We start from the raw sequence: 17,615 nt of genomic DNA, 5'->3' as shown, positions 1-17,615 counted from the left end.
GGCCGTCACTCCGCCGCGCGCGTCTGCCGCTCGGCGACCAGCTTGAAGACCCTCTTGAACTCCGCGTACGCCTGCTCGCCCACGGCCCGTGCGTGCGCGGCCTCCATCTCGGCGATGATCGCGTCCGACTTCACCATGTGGTCCAGCGCCTTGTCCGTCGGCACGATCAGCTTGGCCCGCCGGTCGGCCGGGTCGGGCTGCCGCTCCACGTAGCCGAGCGCGACCAGCTCGTCCACCAGCGTGCCGATCACCTGCTTGTGCTGCCCCGACTGCGCGGCCAGGTCGGTCGCCCTGCTGCCCTCCTCGTCCAGGTAGGCCAGCACGGCGCCGTGCCGCGGCCGCAGCCCCGGATGGCCCTGCTCGGCCAGCTTGGCGAACAGGTCGCGCTGCAGGGCGAAGAGTGTGCGCCCCGCCAGGACCCCCAGATCTGGTTCGTCCTGCTTGCGATGACTCCTGCGCACGGGCGGCCCTCCAATTAGTCACTGATTTTGACTGTCACTGATTCTTACTATATCGTCATGCCATGACCACGACGGTGGAACTCACCAGATTCAGAGTGTCCCCGGAACGCGCCGGCCAGTTGCTGGCGGCTCGTCCGGGCATGCTCGCCGACTTCGCGGCCGACCGCGCCGGATTCCTCGGCGCCCGGCTGGTCCGCCTGTCCGACGACGAGTGGCTGGACATCGTCGACTGGCGCTCGGGCGACGACTTCGCCGCCTCCCGTGCCAAGGGCGCGAACCTGCCCGGCATCCAGAAGTTCTTCGACCTGATCGACGAGTTGATCTCTGCAGAAGAGGGGACATTGCGATGACCATCCTGATCACCGGTGCCACCGGCACCGTCTCCGGGGCCGTGCTGAAGTCGCTGGGCGACCTGAGCGACGTGCGCGTCCTGGTGCGTGACGCGGCCAAGGCCCCCGAGGGCGTCGAAGTGGCCGTCGGCGACCTCGACCAGCCTGCCACGCTCGACGCCGCATTCGAGGGGGTCGACACCCTGTGGCTGCTGACCGCCATGGGCCCCCAGGCGCCCCATGCGAGCATGAACGCCTTGTGGGCGGCCCGGAAGGCGGGGGTGCGGCACGTCGTGCGCCTGTCGGCCATCGGAGCCGCGCACGACGCCCCCACGCGCAACGGCCGCCTGCACGCGCTCTCCGACGTCGAGCTGGCCGCCTCGGGCCTCGACTGGACCGTCATCCGCCCGGCCTTCTTCATGCAGAACCTGCTCGGCTCGGTGGCCGGCGACACCCTCTACGGCGGCACGGGCGAGGGCCGGATCGGGCTGATCGACGTCCGCGACATCGGCGACTTCGCCGCCGCGGTGCTGCGCGACCCGGCGCCGCACAAGGGCCGCACCTACACCCTCACGGGCCCGGCCAGCATCTCGATGGGGGAGGCGGCCACCGCCCTGACCGAGGTCTACGGCACGCCGATCGCCTACCAACCCGTCGCCCCCGACGACGCCTACCGCTCGATGCTCGACGCCGGCCTGCGCGAGTGGGACGCGGCCGTCACCAGGGAATACCTCACGGCCTACGCCGCGAACTGGGGCGACCTGACGACGACGGCCTTCACCGACGTGACCGGCCGCCCGGGCCGCAGCTTCACCGAGTTCGCCAAGGACCATGCGGCCGAGCTGCGCCCCGCCGCCTGAGGGCCGGTCAGGAGTCGGTGAGGGCGATGAGGATGTGCTCCATGCACGCGTGCCCGGCCCGCTCGGCCGCGGTGGCGTCGCCGGCGGCGATGGCGCGGGCGATGGCGTCGTGCGGGATGTAGCTCTTGTTGAACGACGTGCCCGCGGCCGTGATGCTGGCCCGCAGAGCCGCCGAGAAGTCCTCGTAGAGGTCGATGAGCACGAGATTGTGGGTGGCGTGCGCGACCGCCATGTGGAAGGCGAGGTCGGCCTCGACGAAGAAGTCGGGGTCGTCCAGCTCCCAGGCGCGGTCGCGTTCGGCCAGCGCGGCCTCGATGCGGCGGATGTCCTCGTCGGTGCGGCGGGTCGCGGCCAGCCGGGCGGACTCGACCTCCAGCGCGCGCCGCACCTCAAGGATCTCCAACTGCTCGGCCTGGCGCAGCCGGCGCAGCATCGCCCCCGACAGCTCACTGGTCGCCCGGACGTAAGTGCCGTCCCCCTGACGGCACTCGAGCAGCCCGGCGTGCGTCAACGCGCGCACGGCCTCGCGAACGGTGTTGCGTCCCACTCCGAGCTGCTCGGCGAGCACGGTCTCGGTGGGGATCTTGCCGTTCATCTGCCACGACCCTGAGGTGATCTGCTCCTTGAGCTGATCGATCACCTGGTCGACGAGCGAAGCCCGCTGCGCCGTACGCAGACTCACAGTCCGCCTCCTCCGGGGAAACCAATCATCCTATGAGTCAATGACTGGTCGACCCTAATTATTCCAGACTCAAAAGTCCAAATCTGGAGCTCCCGGAGGTTCAGTGCGCGACCGTGGCCTCGACCGTCACCCCTGCCAACGCGGAGCGAACTCCGGCAGCTTCAAGGGCTTTACGATATGCGGCGGTCTGCTGTGCTCTTGCCCCGACCCTCCCGTAAAGGTCACCCAGCTCGCGCCAGCAGCGGGCGGCCTGCCTGTCGGACCCGAACACCGGACGGTCGAGCGAGTCGAGCAGTTCGTGCGCGGTACGGAGCTGCGTCGTGGCACTGCCGTCGAGGTCGAGCGCGACGGTGGCGAGCACCAGGTTCGCCTCGGCCGGCGTGGTGCCCGAACCGTCGTGGGCCAGCCCCAGCGCCGTGGTGGCCAGCTCGGCGGCACCCGCCTGGTCGCCCGCCCGCAGCCGCACCCGAGCGTGCGCGACCAGGCTCTCGCCGTGCTCGCGGACGCTGCCGGGGGAGGACGCGAACGCCCGCGACGCGGCGGCGGCCAGCCGCTCGGCCTCGTCGAGCGGCGCGGTGACCAGCCTGGACCAGTGCATGGCCGCCCGCGCGAGCTGCAGCGCGAGCCGGGACTGACGACCGGCCATGATGGCGTCGTCGGCCAGGCGCACGGCCAGCGCGGAGTCCTCACCGGCGGCGGCGGCGGAGCTCGCCTGCCACAGGGCGTGGATCTCCTCGGAACGGTCCATAACTTCAGGAACGCCGCTGTTGTCCAGCACCCGCTTGACGTACTCGAGCTCGGGGGAGTCGCCCTGACGCTCGCTGCGCGCCTCGACCAGAGCGGTGGCCAGGTCGACCGCGATCTCGCCCTGCGAGATGGACAGCCGCTCGGCCTGCTCCAGCGCGGCCGCGGCCAGGTCGCGAGCCCTCAGCCGGTCGCCGGCCCGCTGGTAGCAGCGGCTCAGCGCGATCGTGAGCGGCAGGTCGGCCAGCCGCTCGGGATGCGCGGCGGCCTCCCTGCGCAGCCGTTCGAACGCCTCGACGGCCTGGCCGAGACGCCCCTGGACCTCCAGCGCACGGGCCCGGCCGAAGCGGGCGTGCGCGGTGAGCATGGCGTTCTCCTCGTCGGCCGCCTTCACGATCTCCGTGAAGCGGTCGGCCGCCACCGCGGGGTCGCCGTGCTGAAGCTCCAGCTCGGCATGGCGAAGACCCAGCTCGGTGTCGATGCGCTGCCGCGGCTCGATGCCGTGCAGGAGGAACTCGGTGGTGCATCCCAGCCGCTCGGCGAGGAGGCGGGCCACGACAGGAGTCGGCGTACGCTTGCCCGACTCGATGAGCGAGACATAACTGTCAGACAGGTCGGGTCCGGCCAGCTGGGCCTGAGACATCCGCCTGTTCAGCCGCAGTCCACGGACGCGGTCACCGATGGTTCCCTGACTCGGCATCTCATCTCTCAAGGCGGGGAAGGGTCAACAACACGCAATGATTGCATGAAGTAGCCGAATCTGGTATCCCCGCGTGAAGAATTTGCCGCGCGGAGATTAATCGTCGCTGTCGTCCTTGCTGGGGAAAAGCATCTGGCAGACCTCCAGGTAGAGGGTCTCCGGATACGGAATGTACTCGACCGTTGACAGAGCCTGGTCCTGACCAGCGGACTCGAGGATGAACTCGCCGTAACCGAGCATGCGGCCCAGGAGAGATCGCTGGAAGCTCATGTCGGTGACCTTGCCGAGCGGCATCATCGCGACCTTGCGCGTGATCAACCCGGTGGTGAGCAACATCCGCTTGGACGTCACCACAAAGTAATCGACCGACCACTCCGCGACTTTCCACACGAAACGCACGAGCAGCAGCAGCCACAGCCACCACACCACGACGAGCGCCGTGCCGCCGGACTCCCCTCCACCGAAGAACTTGCTGAGGAGCCCGGCGATGACCAGGCCGCCGAAGACCTCGGCGACCGGGCGCAGCAGCACGGCGGGATGACGCCGCACCATGATGACCTGTTGTTCGTTGGGGAGGAGGTAGCGGTTGACCGACGACGGAGCAGAGTCCCCGTGGGTCACCAGTCTCATGCGAGGTTGTTCACAAATTGGGCCAGAGAGTCGGCCGCGTTGAACACCGTGTCGAACGCCCCCTTCACCGCGTCTGCGGCATCAGCTGGTCGTGCGAACAGGTAGTACGCCACAAATGCGATCCCACTGTATGTGAGGACTTTTTTGACCTGCACTGTCGCCTCCGTGCCACTAACCCACTCCACCCGCCGTATACATTACCCACCCGGTAGCCGGGGTAAAGGTAACTTGGCGGGTTAGTTTTGATCTTGCTTAGCCACGTTCGCTGGCGACCAGCGCCAGGACGTGAAGGTGCTTCCGGGCGATGCGCTCCACAAGGCTCGGATGCGCATAGCCGGTGACCTCCAGCGCGCCGTAGTGCGCTGCTTCCACACAGCGGGTTACGGTGGTGGAGGAATGCACGCCGGCGAACTCGTCGCGCAGCGCGGCCTCGACCTCCGCGTACGGGGTCGGGTCGGCCTCGGTGTGCTCGCTCATGCGCCCTCCTGTGCTGGTCGCATGAGACGGGGCGCTGCTGTTGCCGGTCGGTCGCTCGTTCACGAGGACTCCTCGGCACCGGGCATGTCGCTCATCGTGCTTCCCCCACGCGCATGCGGAAGTTCCCTTCCTGTCTCTTCGTACCCACCCAACCACAGTATGTAACGAAGTGGCGACCCAGCGTAAGGAGAAGGGGAGCCGATGGAAGGGTCAGACCACGCCGTAGAGGCGGTCGCCGGCGTCGCCGAGGCCGGGGACGATGTAGCCGTTCTCGTTGAGGCGCTCGTCGAGGGCGGCGGTGACCACGCGGATGGGCTTGCCGGAGCCGGCGAACACCTTGTCCATGTACGCCAGGCCCTCGGGGGCGGCCAGCAGGCAGATGGCCGTGACGTCGACCGCGCCGCGGTCGAACAGGAACTGCACGGCCGCGGCGAGCGTGCCGCCGGTGGCGAGCATCGGGTCGACGACGAAGCACTGACGCCCGGACAGGTCGTCGGGCAGGCGGGTGGCGTACGTCTCGGCCAGGAGGGTGGACTCGTTGCGGATCATGCCGAGGAAGCCGACCTCGGCGGTGGGCAGCAGCCGGGTCATGCCGTCGAGCATGCCGAGCCCGGCGCGCAGGATGGGCACGACGAGCGGCTGGGGCTTGGCCAGGCGCACGCCGTGGGCGGGGGAGACCGGGGTCTGGACGGTGACGTCGGTGACCCGGACGTCGCGCGTCGCCTCGTACGCCAGCAGCGTCACCAACTCGTCCGCGAGCCTGCGGAAGGTCGGGGAGTCGGTGCGGACATCGCGCAGCGTGGTGAGCTTGTGGGCCACGAGCGGATGGTCGACGACGAGGGTTTCCATAGCGCCCAACGGTATCCGGTGGACGGAGCGGTGGCATCCCGGGCCTTTGGTTTTGATCACAATTTGGTCGGAGAAGCACACGCCGCGTGGCCTGTTCTGGAACGATTGGGGTCTGGTGCGAACCTGTCGTGTCAGAGGCTCGGGTGGGGATGGCGATGACAGACGAAGATGCGCTCGACTTCGCCATAGTGATTTACCGCGAGGACGAGCGGTGGCACGCTGAGCTGCTGCCCGTCACGCTCACGTCCGACCTCCAGGGCCTGATCCAGGCCCTCAGGCAGCAGCCGAGCGAGAGCGGCACCATCGGCCTGATCGCCGTCGGCGACGAGTTCTTCGTGGCGCTGCGCGTGCTCGGCGAGCGGGTCGACGTCTTCCTGTCCGACATCGCCGCCTCCTGGGACTTCCCGCTCGCCCGTCAGGTGCTGCACTACCTCGACGTGCCGGTCCCCGACGAGGAGGAGCTCGACGAGATCCTCCAGGACGAGGAGACCGTGCTGCCGGCGGGAGATCTGTCGATCTTCGCCGATCTCGGATTGGACGAGATGGAGCTGGGCATCCTCTCCGGCGACATCGATCTCCTCCCCGAAGATGTGCTGTCCAGCATCGCCGCGCGACTCGGCTTCTCCGAGCCGTTCGAGCGTGCCATCGAATCGGTCTTCGGCTGAACCCCCCTGGAGTGCGGGCATGGCGTCCAACACCTTCTCTGCGGCTTTTGTCAGGACTTCCGACGGCTGGACCGGCGCAGAGGTCGATCTGCGCCACGCGGAGATCGTCGACGACTTCGGTGACGCCGTCATCGAGACCCTGGGCCTGACGGGCGACGAGCTGGCCCTGCTCTGCGTCGAGGTCGAGGACGAATGGTTCGCCATCGCCCGCTACCGCGGCGAGGACGAGCCCCGGGTGTTCCTGTCGGACGTGCACGCGATCTCCTCCAACAGCATGGGCGAGCTGTTCGCCGAGTTCGCCGGCGTGGCCCCCGACAAGGAGGGCAACGGGCTCGGCGTGCGTCCCGCCGGTGACTTCGAGCTGCTCAGCGACCTCGGCGTGAGCTCGGAGGAACTGCTGGAGCTGAGCATGGAGGAGGGCCTGCTGCCCGCCGACGTCCTCTCGGTGATCGCCGAACGGCTGTCGTTCGCCGACGAGCTCGACCGGTTGCGTTGACCCACGAGGAAGCGATGCGCCTGGCCCTGGCCGAGGCCGTCGCGGCCGGCGGCAGGGGCGAGATCCCCGTCGGCGCCGTCGTGCTCGGCCCGCTGGGCGAGGTGCTGGCCGCGGCCGGCAACGACCGCGAGTCCGCCGCGGATCCCACCGCGCACGCCGAGGTGCTGGCGCTCAGGCGGGCCGCCGCGCTGCGCGGCGAGTGGCGGCTGAGCGGCTGCACGCTGGTGGTCACACTGGAGCCGTGCACGATGTGCGCGGGCGCGTCAGTCCTCGCCCGGGTCGACCGGATCGTGTACGGCGCCGTCGACGCCAAGGCCGGCGCCGTGGGCTCGCTCTGGGACGTCGTACGCGACCGCAGGCTCAACCATCGGCCCGAGGTCGTCATGGGCGTCCTGGCCGAAGAATGCTCCGCTGTCCTCAAGACGTTCTTCGCTACTCGGAGAATCCGGTAAGCTCGTCCGCGGTGGTGTCGCCTAGTGGCCGAGGGCGCACGCCTCGAAAGCGTGTGATGGGGCAACTCATCCGTGGGTTCAAATCCCACCACCACCGCCAGCGGGCCTCCGACGACCTCGGAGGCCCTTTTCTTTTGCCCTCAGGGCTGCTGGGTGGGCCCGTCGGCCGGCGGATTCAGGTTGAGCTGGACGTCCGGCGGGCTGTCCTCGACGACCTGCGTCTGGACCGTCCCGCCGCCGCGGGTCTCCGGACGGCCGTCGTCGGTCAGGACGAAGAACAGCGCGCCGCAGGCGCTCAGGAGCAGCAGCGGCAGCCCGATGGCCAGCAGCACGATCAGGTTGCGATTGTCGAGCGGCCCGGGCTCCTCGACGTACTCGTGCGCCGGCGGCTGCGAGTAGTAGGACGGCGGGCCGTATCCGGGTGGCGGCCACGACCCGTGTGGCGGTGGATACGACACGGCATTCTCCGAACGATGTTGAAAGACGCGGACGTGACACACGGCACGTCGATCAGGTTGACACATGAAAAAGGGAGCCGCGAATGGCGGCTCCCTTTTCCGGCGCGTTTCAGTTGGGCAGATCCAGGACCCTGGCGTGCAGGATCGACCGTTGGTGCAGGGCCGCGCGCAGGGCCCGGTGGAGGCCGTCCTCCAGGTAGAGCTCGCCCTGCCACTGCACGACGTGCGGGAACAGGTCGCCGTAGAAAGTGGAGTCCGCGGCGAGCAGCGAGTGCAGGTCCAGCATGGCCTTCGTGGTGATCAACGAGTCGAGCCGGACCTGCCTGGGAGGGATCTGCGCCCACTCTCGGTTCGTCAGACCGTGTTCGGGATAAGGGCGTCCGTCGCCGACGAGCTTGAAGATCACCCACCTCATTTTAGGAGAGAATTCGACCTGCTGCGTTGTCCAGGGCTATCGGCCCAGCTCAGACTGTTCGCACTCGCCCGGCCGGCCGTTTTGGTAGCCGCGCTGGAAGGCGTTGACGCGTTGCTCGGACGAGCCGTGCGTAAACGATTCGGGATCGATTCTGCCGCTCGTGCGTTGCTGGATTCTGTCGTCGCCCACGGCGGCCGCGGCGTCCAGTGCCTCGGCGATTTCCGTCTGGGTGAAGGCCTTTTCGTAGAAGCCGGTGCGGACGGCGTTGTGCGCCCACACGCCCGCGTAGCAGTCGGCCTGGAGCTCGACGGGGACCGAGCTGCCGGTGTCCGACTGGAGGGCCCCACGCAGGTCCTGGACGTGATGGCCGTATTCGTGGGCGATCACGTACGCCTGGGCGAAGGGGCCGCCCTTGGCGCCGAACTGGCTGTGGAGCTGGTCGAAGAAGCTCAGGTCGAGGTAGACGCGCTGGTCGCTCGGGCAGTAGAACGGCCCGACGGCGGAGCTGGCCGCGCCGCAGCCGGTGCGGAGGCTGCCGGAGTACAGGATCGTCTTCGACGTCCGGTAGTCGGGGATCTCCTGCTTCCAGTAGTCCTGGATGCTGTTGACCACCCCGACGACGCGGCACTTCTCCGACTGGTCGGCGTCCTTGCCCGTCTTGCACTCCTCGGCGAGTTTGGCCGGGGGTTGCTTCTGCGCCGGCTCGGCGTCGCCGCCCCCGCCGCCGAGGTTGTTGAGCACGAACACCAGCACTAAGGCGATCAGGCCGACGATGCCGCCGCCCCCGAGGACCATGCCGCCGGGGAAGCCGCCGCCCGAGAACCCGCCGCCACCGCGACCGCCGACGTCCTCGACCTGCGACGAGTCGAGGTTGACGTCGTCCTTGAAATCCATATCTGACGTCCCTTCTGGGTGCTGCCCGCTAGAGAGCTTCCCCAGGAGGGCGTCTAGATGCCATCCGAGAAGGTGTCACATCTGTCCGGGAGGCCGCTGTCGTATCCGACGCTGAACCACTTCTCGCGTTGCTGGGAGGTGCCGTGGGTGAACGCGTCGGGCGTGACGCGGCCCTGCGAGCGCCGCTGGATGCTGTCGTCGCCGACCGCCGCGGCGGCGTCGAGGGCCTGGTTGATGTCGGCCTGCGAGAACGGTTCGCGGTAGAAGCCCGTCTTGACCGCGTTGTGCGCCCAGACGCCGGCGTAGCAGTCGGCCTGCAGCTCCAGGCGCACGGACGCGCTGCCGGCGCCCGGCCGGCTGTTGTTGCCGACCTTGTCCATGGTGCCGAGCAGGTTCTGGACGTGGTGGCCGTACTCGTGGGCGACCACGTACGCCTGGGCGAACGGGCCGCCCTCGGCGCCGAAGTCGCGCTGGAGCGTGTCGAAGAAGGCCAGGTCCAGGTAGACCTTGCGGTCGCGCGGGCAGTAGAACGGGCCCACGGCCGAGTCGGCGGGGCCGCAGCCGGTGTTCACCGCCCGCGAGAACAGCACGGTCTTGGCCGGCGTGTACTGCTGGTCGCGTTCCTTGAACTCCTGCCGCCAGTAGGACTGGATGCTGTTCACCGTGCCGACGATCCGGCAGTCCTCCGACTGGTCGGCGTCGGCGCCCGTACGGCAGCGCTCGGCCAGGTTGCCGCTGGGGGAGAGCTGGCCGGGGGCGGTCGGGTAGCGTCCGCCGCCCTGCTCGCCGCCTTCGTCGCCGCTGAACGGCGTGGGGGCGAGCTTGAACAGGAACAGCCCGGCCACCGCCAGGACCAGCAGCAGGCAGCCGCCGCCACGGCCGCCGATGGGCAACATGCAGCCGCCGCCCGGCATCCCGCCCCAGCCGCCGCCGCCCCGGCCGGGCTGGGAGCCGGAGGCCCGGACGTCCTCGACCTGTGAGGGGTCGAGTGGCGCGTCGTCGTCGAACTGCATGCCCTGTGTCATCCCCCGTAGTCGGTCGATTACGCAAGGCAATATGTGGGACCGTGATTTTCTGCCATTTGTCAGCTAATCTGCCGCTATGACGGGTGGGTTGGTGGGGATCGCGCTGGTGTCCCTGGGCATGGTTCTGACGCCCGGACCGAACATGATCTATCTGGTCTCCCGCTCGATCAGCCAGGGCCGTCGTGCCGGGCTGATCTCGCTCGTCGGCGTCGCGCTCGGGTTCATGACTTACCTGACGGCGACGTGCCTCGGGCTGACGGCCGTGTTCGCGTACGTGCCGGTGGCCTACACGGCGCTCAAGCTGGCCGGGGCCGCGTACCTGCTCTGGATGGCCTGGAACGCGGTCAGGCCGGGCGGCGCCTCGGTCTTCCAGCCGCGCGAGCTGGCGGTCGAGAGGCCGCGGAAACTGTTCGCCATGGGGCTGTTTACCTGCCTGCTCAACCCCAAGATCGCGATCCTGTACCTGTCGCTGCTGCCGCAGTTCATCGACCCCGGCATGGGGCACGTGCTGCTGCAGAGCCTCGCGCTCGGCTCGGTGCAGATCGCGATCGGCACGCTGGTCAACGCGCTGATCGCGATCTCGGCCGGCGGCCTCGCCGCCTTCCTCGTCCGGCATCCGGTGTGGCTGCGGGTGCAGCGGTACGCGATGGGGACCGTGCTCGGCGTCTTCGCCGTGCGGATGGTCGCCGACCGCTCCAAGGCGCTCGTGCCGGCCTGACCGGGCTCTACTGGCTCACCTGGGCCCTGAAGCGCTCGTGGGCGGCCTGCTTGGAGATCCCCATGGCCTCCCCGATCTCCGCCCAGGAGGCGCCGTTGTCCCGCGCCCCGGCGACGGCCTGGTCGAGCAGCGTCCGCTGCCAGCTCTCCACCTGGGACAGCAGGGTGAGCGCGGCCAGCGGCCGGTCGGCCGCGAGCTTGACGACCTGCTCGCACAGCAGGTTCGACTTGATCACCAGCCAGCTGGGCGGGGCGGCGGCGAGCAGCGGCGGCGTGTGCCTGCTCCACCACCGGTACTCCGCCTCCTTGGCCCCCTCCGGCGTCGCCGGATACCGCCGCCGATCGGTCCACCCGCACGAACAGGCGGCCTGATACCCGACGAACGTCCTGGTGAAGGCGCTGGACGACGAGGCCAGCTCCCCGTCGGGCAGGACGGGCGCGACGAAACCCTCGTGCCCGGGAAGCTCGGCAGTGCTCAGAGTCATAATCGTCAAGATATCCTGACGATTCCAGTTCTCGCCACCCGTGACGGCCGTCAGGCACCGTCATCGGGGTTCAGCGTCTCGGCCACCTGGCGGTGCACCCGGGTGAGGGCGAGGACCAGCACCACGAGGATGACGTCCAGGATCGGCACGGACACCAGCGGCGGCAGCCGGCGCGCCGCGAGCCCGGCGACTGCGCAGGCGCCGCAGGCGAGGAGCCGGGCCGCCCACGCCCGGCCCGTGGTGACGTAGTACCACCACGCCTGCGCGACCAGGTACAGGATCGGGCCGCCGAACAGCAGCAGGCTCAGCTGGACGCTGCCCGGCCCGGTGGTGCGGCCGATCGCCAGCGCGGCCCCGACCGCCAGGGAACGACCATGGCATCGACCTCGGTCAGCCGCGTGCTGCCCGCGTCCCCGCAGCGGGTCTGGGACCTCATCGGCGGGTTCCACTCCCTGCCCGACTGGCTTCCCTACATTCCCGAGAGCACCATGCTCGAAGGCGGCCGCGTCCGCCGGCTGGCGAACCCGGACGGCGAGGTGATCGTCGAACGCCTCATGCATTTCAGCGAGACCGAGCGCCACTACACCTGCTCCATCATCGAAGCGCCCTTCCCGGTCACCGGCTACCTCTCCACCCTGCGCGTGCACTCGATCCCCGGCCGCGAGGACGCCGCCGAGGTGCAATGGTCCGGCTGCTTCACCCCGGTCGGGGTGAGCGAGAGCGAGGCGGTCGCCCTGTTCACCACCATCTTCCGTGACGGCCTCGACGCCCTGCACGCTTCCCTGACCGCCTAATGGGAGTTACCGGGTCGGCTCAGCGCCCCGGGCGCCTGGCGACCAGCACCTCGGCGGTCAGCCGCTGCTCCCACCGGCCCGCGGGATTGCCGGCGAGCAGCGCCCGTCGCAGTGCTTCGACGAAGGCGGGCAGCCGGTCGCCGAGCCTGGCGGGCGAGCTGTAGGAGTAGGAGAGCTGGAGCCCGATCAGTCCGTCCACGTCCCACGTCAGCCGTCGGCTGAACACCCGGGACTCCAGGCTGCTGAAGGGCGAGGCGGCGAGCACGTCGCTGTGGTGCTCGCCGGTGGCGTGGAACGAACTGGCGGCGGTGTGGATGTCGAGGCCGAACTCCTCGCACACTCGTCTCTCGATCGGCTGCCACGGTTGCGCGTCCGGCTGCCACGGCTCACCCTGCCGCCTCGCGGGGCCGACCAGTGCCACCACGCCGCCGGGCGGCAGCAGCCCGTCCAGCTCCACCAGCACGGACCGGCGGTCCATCCAGTGGAACGACCGTCCCATCACCACGTGATCGAACGGCGGCAACGCCCCCAGACCGGTCGAGTCACCACGCAGCCAGACGATGTTCGCGACGCCCCCGGCCAGCCGCCTGCCCTCCGCCAGCATCTCCCGCGCCGGATCCACGGCGAGCACGGCCCCGACCCGCCGCGCCAGAGGGATCGCGATCGTCCCGGGGCCACAGCCGAGATCCAGCACCCGGCTGCCCGCGCCGAACGTCTTCGCCAGATGCTCAGTCGTCGCCTGCCCGTGGCCTGGACGGTACCTGGCGTAGTACGGCGCGGCACTGCCGAACACATCCTCCATGCACGGGACCATACGGTCGAGGCGCCCGAGGACGACACAACGCCAGAAGGGCCATGCCGTTGACCTGGCATGACCCTTCTGAACTGGCGGAGGATAGGGGATTTGAACCCCTGATAGGTTGCCCTATACACGCTTTCCAAGTCTGCGGACCTTCGTTCACCGCCGGTCGTAGGGGTCTCTAGCTGCGGCGTCAGCTCCGACGCCGACTTCGGTGAACGTCCCTGTACAGGGGTGAATTGAGACTGGGAATGAGACTGCGGAACAGAACCCGGCTGTGCATCCAAGTAGCCGGTCCTCTGCGTCGTGACTTCCTCTTCCTGCCATGCAGATGCGGTCACTACTCTGATCCCGGCCGTTGATCGACATGGATACGAGGTACGTCCGGTGGGTGCCAGGTCTCTGGTTGTTGGTGTGAGTTTGCTGTTAGCCGTTGGCTCGCTGACCCTGTCGGCGGGAAGCGCGGCATCCGAGGTTGTTCGTCCGGCCAGCGCCTCGCCCTTGGGCACTCAGATCGGTGGCTCCCTCAAGGGGCACACTGGTTATGTACTGGCCTTGGCTGTGGGCAAGCGTAGTGATGGCACGCCTGTCGTCGTCTCCGGTGGTTCCGACAAGACCATCCGCATTTGGAATCTGAACACCGGAAAACCGATAGGGAAGCCTCTGAGAGGGCACCGGCAAGAGGTCTACAGTCTGGTGATCGATAAGCGCAGTGACGGCACACCGGTCATCATTTCCGGCGGTGAAGAGGACAGCACTGTACGAATCTGGGACCTGGACACCGGCAAGCCGCTAGGGAAGCCCGTTGTGGCTGAACGCAACATCATGTGGGGCGTCGCAACGGAGAGACTCCGAGATGGCACGCCTGTCATAGCCGCCACCGCAGGAGGAATCAGTTCGGCCGTCGGCCTGTGGAACTTGAACACCGGCAAGCACATCAAGAGGTCGTTCTCCGAATCCTTCCCCACCACTACGAGGTACTTGGCGACCGGAAAGCGCAACGACGGCAACCCCGTAGTCGTCACTGGCAACTCTGAGGGTCGTACGCGCATCTGGAGCCTGGAGACGGGAAAGCCGCTCAGCAAGTACCTCTTCAGCTGTCACCAGTGCCAGGCCCGAGCCTTGGCGATCGGGAAGCGCCGAGACGGCACGCCTGTCGCCGTCTCCGCGAACACCGACTATCCGCTTCCGGATGAAGACGCACCTGATGGCAAGATCTGGATGTACAGCCTGAACACGGGAAAGCCTGTCGGGAAGTCCATCCGGATCCCTGCCACCACGTTCGCCGGCATGGCAGTGGGACAGCGCCGTGACGGCTCCACCGTTCTCGGCTACGGCGATGACTCCGGCAACGTGTCGGTCTGGGATCTCGACACAGGAAGTGCAGTGGGAGAGCCCTTCACTGCTCATTCCGGCACGATCTTCACTGTGGCGACGGGCAAGCGCAGTGACGGGACTCCTGTCCTGATCACCGGTGGCTGGGACAAGGCGATACGCGTCTGGAGCCTGGGGTCTTAGAAGACGGTTCCGCCAGGCGAGGAAGTGCAGCTGAAACTGCCCTCGTGAAGATCCGGCTGTAACACCAGCCCCCCGAGTGTTGCAGCCGTTCCGCGCGAAGCGCGCTCAGGGGGCGTGCGAAGCGCTGTTCAGCTCTTCGCATGTCATCGCGCAGGGACAGCGGGGACAGGTTCCAGAGGGTCCGTCTCAGATAGGAAACCTGTGTTTGCGCTGGTCATGATAGGTGCGGGGACGTCTGGGACGGCAGGGACACGAGCCGTCCGTTCTACGGGCCTACGGGCCTACATGCTTCATGCCATGCAGCTCCAATACCTTGGCGACAGCCAGGGCGCGGGGGTGGTATCGAGGGGCGTCCCAGGAGATGAAGACGTTGTGTGAGGTGAGGATGGGCTCGCGGAAGATCCCTGGCCGGTAGAGGTCGGCCAGCACGCCCACGCTCTCGACTGCTCGAACGGTGTACAAGGTGAAGTCCTCCCGCAGCATCGGGCATTCCTCCAGAGCCTTGGGGATGCAACTCCAACACGTCGGTGGGGCGTTGGTACGGCCGCTGTTAGAGCCGGTGCGCTCGAACACGGTCTCGGTTAGGGGCCAGGGGATCAGGTGCGATCCAGAGTCCACCGCCGGAGCGCCGCACACTTGGCACAGCAGCTTGTCCATGCATCGCCACTGCCGGCGCGTGTTGAGCTTCCTCATGCGCTCAGGTCCCCGCTGTTGAGGCTTGTCTCGCAAGTCGCGAGTCCTTGCGCGGAGGATGCCCGGCCGCCAGGGATCTGCGTTGGGTGGAGTAATCCAATCTCCGGGCTGAGATGGCTGGTAGGCCAGGCGTAGCCGCCCGGCGAAGGGCTCGAAGGCGATCGAATCTGTCACCAGCTCGTTGGCGAACGCGATCGTGTACGGAACGGTCTTGTACCCGGTCATGGTTGCACTTCCCTGTGTGGAGTCGGTCACCATGCGCTTAAGATTGCTCTATAGCGTAATAGCGTAAAGGTGCAGAAGCGCTATTGCACCAGAATCATGGGACGGTGCAGGTTGATCCGAACTCGTTCACGCCGCTCTACCGGCAGGTGGCTGACCTGCTGCGCGCCCAGATCGAAGAGGGCACACTGCGGCCAGGAGACAAGCTCAAGAACGAAGACGCCCTGGCAGAGGAGTTCGGCACGGGCAAGGCGACCGTTCGTCAGGCGCTCCGGCTCCTGCGTACCGAAGGGCTCATCGACACGGAGAACCGGCGGGGGAGCACCGTCCGGCAGCCACCGGAGTTGACCGTGGTGAGCCTTGAGAAGCCCGCGAGGATCACTGCCCGGATGCCGACGGCCAAGGAGCGCATGACCTTGAACCTGCCGGAGGGCGAACCCGTGTTGGTCGTCACCTATTCGGATGGTCGGGCTGAGGTCCTGGCGCGATCAGCGATCGACGCTGGTCCTGCGGCAGGGGAGCAGAAGGGGTAGGGAGCCCCTGGGAGGCCCTGAGAAGCGAGAAGAGCGCCGCTCTGAACCTCACAGATGCTCGCGACCCAGTTCTTGCGGGAACGAGCTCAGGGCGCGGATTCTCATGTGAGCGCTGTTGCCAGTTCCTGCATACCTGTGACGATGAGATCCGCTCCTGCGTCACCAAGCCGCTCGACCTTCCCCGGTCGATTGGCGTAGCCGACGGCAACTACCCCGGCGTGCTTGGACGCCTCAACATCCGTCGTGGAGTCGCCGACCAGGAGAGCAGAGGACGGCTCCGCGCCGAGATGGGTCAGCGCCTGATTGAGCAGGTGAGGGTTCGGCTTCATAAGCGACGGGTCCGCAGTGGCTCGCGCGGAGACGTACTGCACCAGGTCGGTGAGTCCTTCTCGGTCCAAGAAGGTCGTCACCGCGGCCACTGAGTTGTTGCTGACGATGGCCACGGGCAGGGCCTTGTCGCGTGCCCGTTCCATGAGTTTCGACGCTCCCGGCGTCGGCCGTGCCACTCCGGCCGCCTTCACCTCCAACTCGGTGAGTCTCCTCATGGCGAGCTCGTTGAGTTCGTCGCCAAGGGATGCGCTGTGCCGGAACACCTCCAGCGGGTCATTGGTGGCACGCACTTTCGGTGGAAGCTGTGCGCCAGCTGCTGCCAGCGTGGCGCGGAGAGCATCCGCGACCGTAGGCGCCGGCAGTCCGGCGAAGATGTCGCAGACCGGCCCGTCGAAGTCGAGCAGGAGGCACCGAGTCTCGCCCATGACTGCCCGGACGGCCGCCGATCCCGAAAGCGCCATCACGTCGCCTCGTGGGCGACGCTGTTCCACACGGCGTCGAACCACGCGGACGACTGCTCGACGAACTGAGCCGACGTCGAATCGGGACCATCGCTCAACGCGAAGTGGAAGAGCTCGGTGTCCTTCCCCATCAGGTCGAACATCTCGACAGGCCCACCGCCCAACGCCACGGTGTGCTCTGCCACGGCGTAGTAGCCGAAGAACGCCTCTTCCCCATTGATCACGTACATCTTGGACCGGGGCGGCTCTCCGCTGATCCGCACCTGGGCAGACGCATGCGCCACCAGGCCGAGATCTCTCAGCTCATGGACCGAGTCCACGATGGCCTGGGCGTGCCGGGAGATGATCTTTTCTGCCCGCTGTCTGAACAGGGGCTCGTCCTGCCCGTTGTCCACCCGGCAGGGGAGGGACCAAGGGCGGCTGGTGTCAGGCAGCAGGAGCCGGATGGAGATGCGCTCGGGAGTCAGGCGACCCGCCCGGATGTTGTCGAGCGCTTCCTGAACCGCGCCGTGCAACGTCTCGCCCGAGAACCCGGCGAAGTCTATGGACACCTCAGGCCGCTTGAACGCTTCCTCAATGTGAGGACGCAGGCCGACAGGGCGCGCGGTCTTCTCCCGAACGAACACGCCGCTTCCCTGTCGGGAAACGATCAGCCCTTCTTCCCTGAGCAGGCGGATTGCTTGCTGGATCGTCTGGCGCGCCACGCCGAAGGTCTTGGCGAGCTCCGGCCCTGAGGGGAGCTTCTCCCCGGGCGCGAACTTCCTGGTGAGGATGGCCGCTCTGAGCTGCGTAGCGACCTGCTGAAAGGGCGGACGAGGGTCGTCCGGATCGAGTCTCATGCCTCGATCGTAGCGTCACCTGAACAACATTACTAACCAAGTTGGCCATGTCTCTTGACATGACTAGGCAGGCCAATCAACATGATG

The 17,615-nt window shown here is 67.7% G+C and carries 25 protein-coding genes and 1 tRNA gene; 10 read left to right on the top strand and 16 right to left on the bottom strand.

Going from position 1 to position 17,615, the window contains the following annotated elements; genetic code table 11:
- Positions 1 to 5: 5 nt before the first annotated feature.
- Positions 6 to 461, bottom strand: coding sequence for a MarR family winged helix-turn-helix transcriptional regulator (locus ACWCSD_RS01445; RefSeq protein ID WP_387671745.1), 456 nt, complete (start codon positions 459 to 461; stop codon positions 6 to 8).
- Positions 462 to 523: 62 nt separating this feature from the next.
- On the opposite strand from ACWCSD_RS01445, the gene ACWCSD_RS01440 reads away from it, so the two are divergent.
- Both ACWCSD_RS01440 and ACWCSD_RS01435 read left to right on the top strand, forming a co-directional pair.
- The gene (locus ACWCSD_RS01440; RefSeq protein WP_352318454.1) at positions 524 to 811 is read left to right on the top strand and encodes an antibiotic biosynthesis monooxygenase; all 288 of its coding nucleotides are present in this window, start codon (positions 524 to 526) and stop codon (positions 809 to 811) included.
- Complete coding sequence (locus ACWCSD_RS01435; protein WP_449912389.1) at positions 808 to 1,650, top strand: SDR family oxidoreductase; 843 nt, start codon at positions 808 to 810, stop codon at positions 1,648 to 1,650. The genes ACWCSD_RS01440 and ACWCSD_RS01435 overlap by 4 nt, the downstream gene beginning before the upstream one ends.
- A gap of 7 nt (positions 1,651 to 1,657) precedes the next feature.
- Here ACWCSD_RS01435 and ACWCSD_RS01430 read toward each other — a convergent pair whose 3' ends face one another.
- The 5 genes from ACWCSD_RS01430 to upp form a co-directional block, all read right to left on the bottom strand.
- Positions 1,658 to 2,332, bottom strand: coding sequence for a FadR/GntR family transcriptional regulator (locus ACWCSD_RS01430; RefSeq protein WP_352318450.1), 675 nt, complete (start codon positions 2,330 to 2,332; stop codon positions 1,658 to 1,660).
- Positions 2,333 to 2,432: 100 nt separating this feature from the next.
- Positions 2,433 to 3,776 (bottom strand): helix-turn-helix domain-containing protein, encoded by a 1,344-nt coding sequence (locus ACWCSD_RS01425; RefSeq protein WP_387671740.1) that lies wholly within the window; start codon positions 3,774 to 3,776, stop codon positions 2,433 to 2,435.
- A 96-nt stretch (positions 3,777 to 3,872) separates the two neighbouring features.
- Entirely contained in the window at positions 3,873 to 4,406 is a 534-nt protein-coding gene (locus ACWCSD_RS01420; protein WP_352318446.1) for a PH domain-containing protein, read from the bottom strand.
- Positions 4,407 to 4,658: 252 nt separating this feature from the next.
- On the bottom strand, positions 4,659 to 4,883 hold the full coding sequence (locus ACWCSD_RS01415; RefSeq protein ID WP_352318442.1) for a hypothetical protein: 225 nt from the start codon (positions 4,881 to 4,883) through the stop codon (positions 4,659 to 4,661).
- A gap of 210 nt (positions 4,884 to 5,093) precedes the next feature.
- The gene (gene upp / locus ACWCSD_RS01410) at positions 5,094 to 5,732 is read right to left on the bottom strand and encodes a uracil phosphoribosyltransferase (RefSeq protein ID WP_449912386.1); all 639 of its coding nucleotides are present in this window, start codon (positions 5,730 to 5,732) and stop codon (positions 5,094 to 5,096) included.
- 149 nt (positions 5,733 to 5,881) lie between these two features.
- On the opposite strand from upp, the gene ACWCSD_RS01405 reads away from it, so the two are divergent.
- The 4 genes from ACWCSD_RS01405 to ACWCSD_RS01390 all read left to right on the top strand — a co-directional run bounded on the left by ACWCSD_RS01405 (position 5,882) and on the right by ACWCSD_RS01390 (position 7,445).
- Positions 5,882 to 6,397, top strand: coding sequence for a tRNA adenosine deaminase-associated protein (locus ACWCSD_RS01405; RefSeq protein WP_387671736.1), 516 nt, complete (start codon positions 5,882 to 5,884; stop codon positions 6,395 to 6,397).
- A 19-nt stretch (positions 6,398 to 6,416) separates the two neighbouring features.
- The gene (locus tag ACWCSD_RS01400) at positions 6,417 to 6,893 is read left to right on the top strand and encodes a tRNA adenosine deaminase-associated protein (RefSeq protein ID WP_358291272.1); all 477 of its coding nucleotides are present in this window, start codon (positions 6,417 to 6,419) and stop codon (positions 6,891 to 6,893) included.
- A 14-nt stretch (positions 6,894 to 6,907) separates the two neighbouring features.
- Positions 6,908 to 7,345, top strand: a complete 438-nt coding sequence (tadA, locus tag ACWCSD_RS01395) for a tRNA adenosine(34) deaminase TadA (RefSeq protein ID WP_397155899.1) — start codon at positions 6,908 to 6,910, stop codon at positions 7,343 to 7,345.
- Between the two features lie 10 nt (positions 7,346 to 7,355).
- A tRNA-Ser gene (locus ACWCSD_RS01390) sits at positions 7,356 to 7,445 on the top strand.
- A gap of 40 nt (positions 7,446 to 7,485) precedes the next feature.
- On the opposite strand, the gene ACWCSD_RS01385 is transcribed toward ACWCSD_RS01390, so the two are convergent.
- The 4 genes from ACWCSD_RS01385 to ypfJ (ACWCSD_RS01370) all read right to left on the bottom strand — a co-directional run bounded on the left by ACWCSD_RS01385 (position 7,486) and on the right by ypfJ (ACWCSD_RS01370) (position 10,125).
- The gene (locus ACWCSD_RS01385) at positions 7,486 to 7,803 is read right to left on the bottom strand and encodes a hypothetical protein (RefSeq protein WP_364332982.1); all 318 of its coding nucleotides are present in this window, start codon (positions 7,801 to 7,803) and stop codon (positions 7,486 to 7,488) included.
- 109 nt (positions 7,804 to 7,912) lie between these two features.
- Positions 7,913 to 8,209 carry a type II toxin-antitoxin system VapB family antitoxin gene (locus ACWCSD_RS01380; RefSeq protein WP_352318431.1) on the bottom strand — a complete coding sequence of 99 codons (297 nt, stop codon included), beginning with the start codon at positions 8,207 to 8,209 and terminating at the stop codon, positions 7,913 to 7,915.
- A 45-nt stretch (positions 8,210 to 8,254) separates the two neighbouring features.
- Entirely contained in the window at positions 8,255 to 9,112 is an 858-nt protein-coding gene (ypfJ, locus tag ACWCSD_RS01375) for a KPN_02809 family neutral zinc metallopeptidase (protein WP_358291277.1), read from the bottom strand.
- A gap of 53 nt (positions 9,113 to 9,165) precedes the next feature.
- Entirely contained in the window at positions 9,166 to 10,125 is a 960-nt protein-coding gene (gene ypfJ / locus ACWCSD_RS01370) for a KPN_02809 family neutral zinc metallopeptidase (RefSeq protein ID WP_449912382.1), read from the bottom strand.
- An 88-nt stretch (positions 10,126 to 10,213) separates the two neighbouring features.
- Here ypfJ (ACWCSD_RS01370) and ACWCSD_RS01365 point away from each other — a divergent pair, with 88 nt between their 5' ends.
- Positions 10,214 to 10,855: a LysE family translocator gene (locus tag ACWCSD_RS01365; protein ID WP_449912380.1), complete on the top strand. Its 642-nt coding sequence runs from the start codon at positions 10,214 to 10,216 to the stop codon at positions 10,853 to 10,855.
- Between the two features lie 7 nt (positions 10,856 to 10,862).
- On the opposite strand, the gene ACWCSD_RS01360 is transcribed toward ACWCSD_RS01365, so the two are convergent.
- Positions 10,863 to 11,339 (bottom strand): hypothetical protein, encoded by a 477-nt coding sequence (locus ACWCSD_RS01360; protein ID WP_364332970.1) that lies wholly within the window; start codon positions 11,337 to 11,339, stop codon positions 10,863 to 10,865.
- A 50-nt stretch (positions 11,340 to 11,389) separates the two neighbouring features.
- A complete protein-coding gene (locus ACWCSD_RS01355; RefSeq protein ID WP_449912428.1) occupies positions 11,390 to 11,788 on the bottom strand; it encodes a hypothetical protein in 399 nt (132 codons plus the stop codon).
- Between ACWCSD_RS01355 and ACWCSD_RS01350 the strand changes: the two genes are divergently transcribed.
- Positions 11,714 to 12,133 (top strand): SRPBCC family protein, encoded by a 420-nt coding sequence (locus tag ACWCSD_RS01350; protein ID WP_449912378.1) that lies wholly within the window; start codon positions 11,714 to 11,716, stop codon positions 12,131 to 12,133. The genes ACWCSD_RS01355 and ACWCSD_RS01350 overlap by 75 nt on opposite strands.
- Before the next feature lie 19 nt (positions 12,134 to 12,152).
- Here the strand turns inward: ACWCSD_RS01350 and ACWCSD_RS01345 are convergent, their stop codons facing one another.
- Positions 12,153 to 12,935, bottom strand: a complete 783-nt coding sequence (locus ACWCSD_RS01345) for a class I SAM-dependent methyltransferase (RefSeq protein ID WP_449912376.1) — start codon at positions 12,933 to 12,935, stop codon at positions 12,153 to 12,155.
- A 411-nt stretch (positions 12,936 to 13,346) separates the two neighbouring features.
- Here ACWCSD_RS01345 and ACWCSD_RS01340 point away from each other — a divergent pair, with 411 nt between their 5' ends.
- On the top strand, positions 13,347 to 14,450 hold the full coding sequence (locus ACWCSD_RS01340) for a WD40 repeat domain-containing protein (RefSeq protein ID WP_449912374.1): 1,104 nt from the start codon (positions 13,347 to 13,349) through the stop codon (positions 14,448 to 14,450).
- Between the two features lie 273 nt (positions 14,451 to 14,723).
- Here the strand turns inward: ACWCSD_RS01340 and ACWCSD_RS01335 are convergent, their stop codons facing one another.
- Complete coding sequence (locus ACWCSD_RS01335; protein ID WP_449912372.1) at positions 14,724 to 15,401, bottom strand: hypothetical protein; 678 nt, start codon at positions 15,399 to 15,401, stop codon at positions 14,724 to 14,726.
- Between the two features lie 71 nt (positions 15,402 to 15,472).
- Between ACWCSD_RS01335 and ACWCSD_RS01330 the strand changes: the two genes are divergently transcribed.
- On the top strand, positions 15,473 to 15,898 hold the full coding sequence (locus tag ACWCSD_RS01330) for a GntR family transcriptional regulator (RefSeq protein WP_449912370.1): 426 nt from the start codon (positions 15,473 to 15,475) through the stop codon (positions 15,896 to 15,898).
- 101 nt (positions 15,899 to 15,999) lie between these two features.
- Here the strand turns inward: ACWCSD_RS01330 and ACWCSD_RS01325 are convergent, their stop codons facing one another.
- Positions 16,000 to 16,689 carry an HAD family hydrolase gene (locus ACWCSD_RS01325; protein WP_449912426.1) on the bottom strand — a complete coding sequence of 230 codons (690 nt, stop codon included), beginning with the start codon at positions 16,687 to 16,689 and terminating at the stop codon, positions 16,000 to 16,002.
- Positions 16,689 to 17,528: a GntR family transcriptional regulator gene (locus tag ACWCSD_RS01320; RefSeq protein ID WP_449912368.1), complete on the bottom strand. Its 840-nt coding sequence runs from the start codon at positions 17,526 to 17,528 to the stop codon at positions 16,689 to 16,691. The genes ACWCSD_RS01325 and ACWCSD_RS01320 overlap by 1 nt, the downstream gene beginning before the upstream one ends.
- Between the last annotated feature and the right edge of the window lie 87 nt (positions 17,529 to 17,615).

This window comes from Nonomuraea sp. NPDC001684, assembly GCF_053596515.1.
This window is presented reverse-complemented; position numbering and strand designations above follow the sequence as displayed.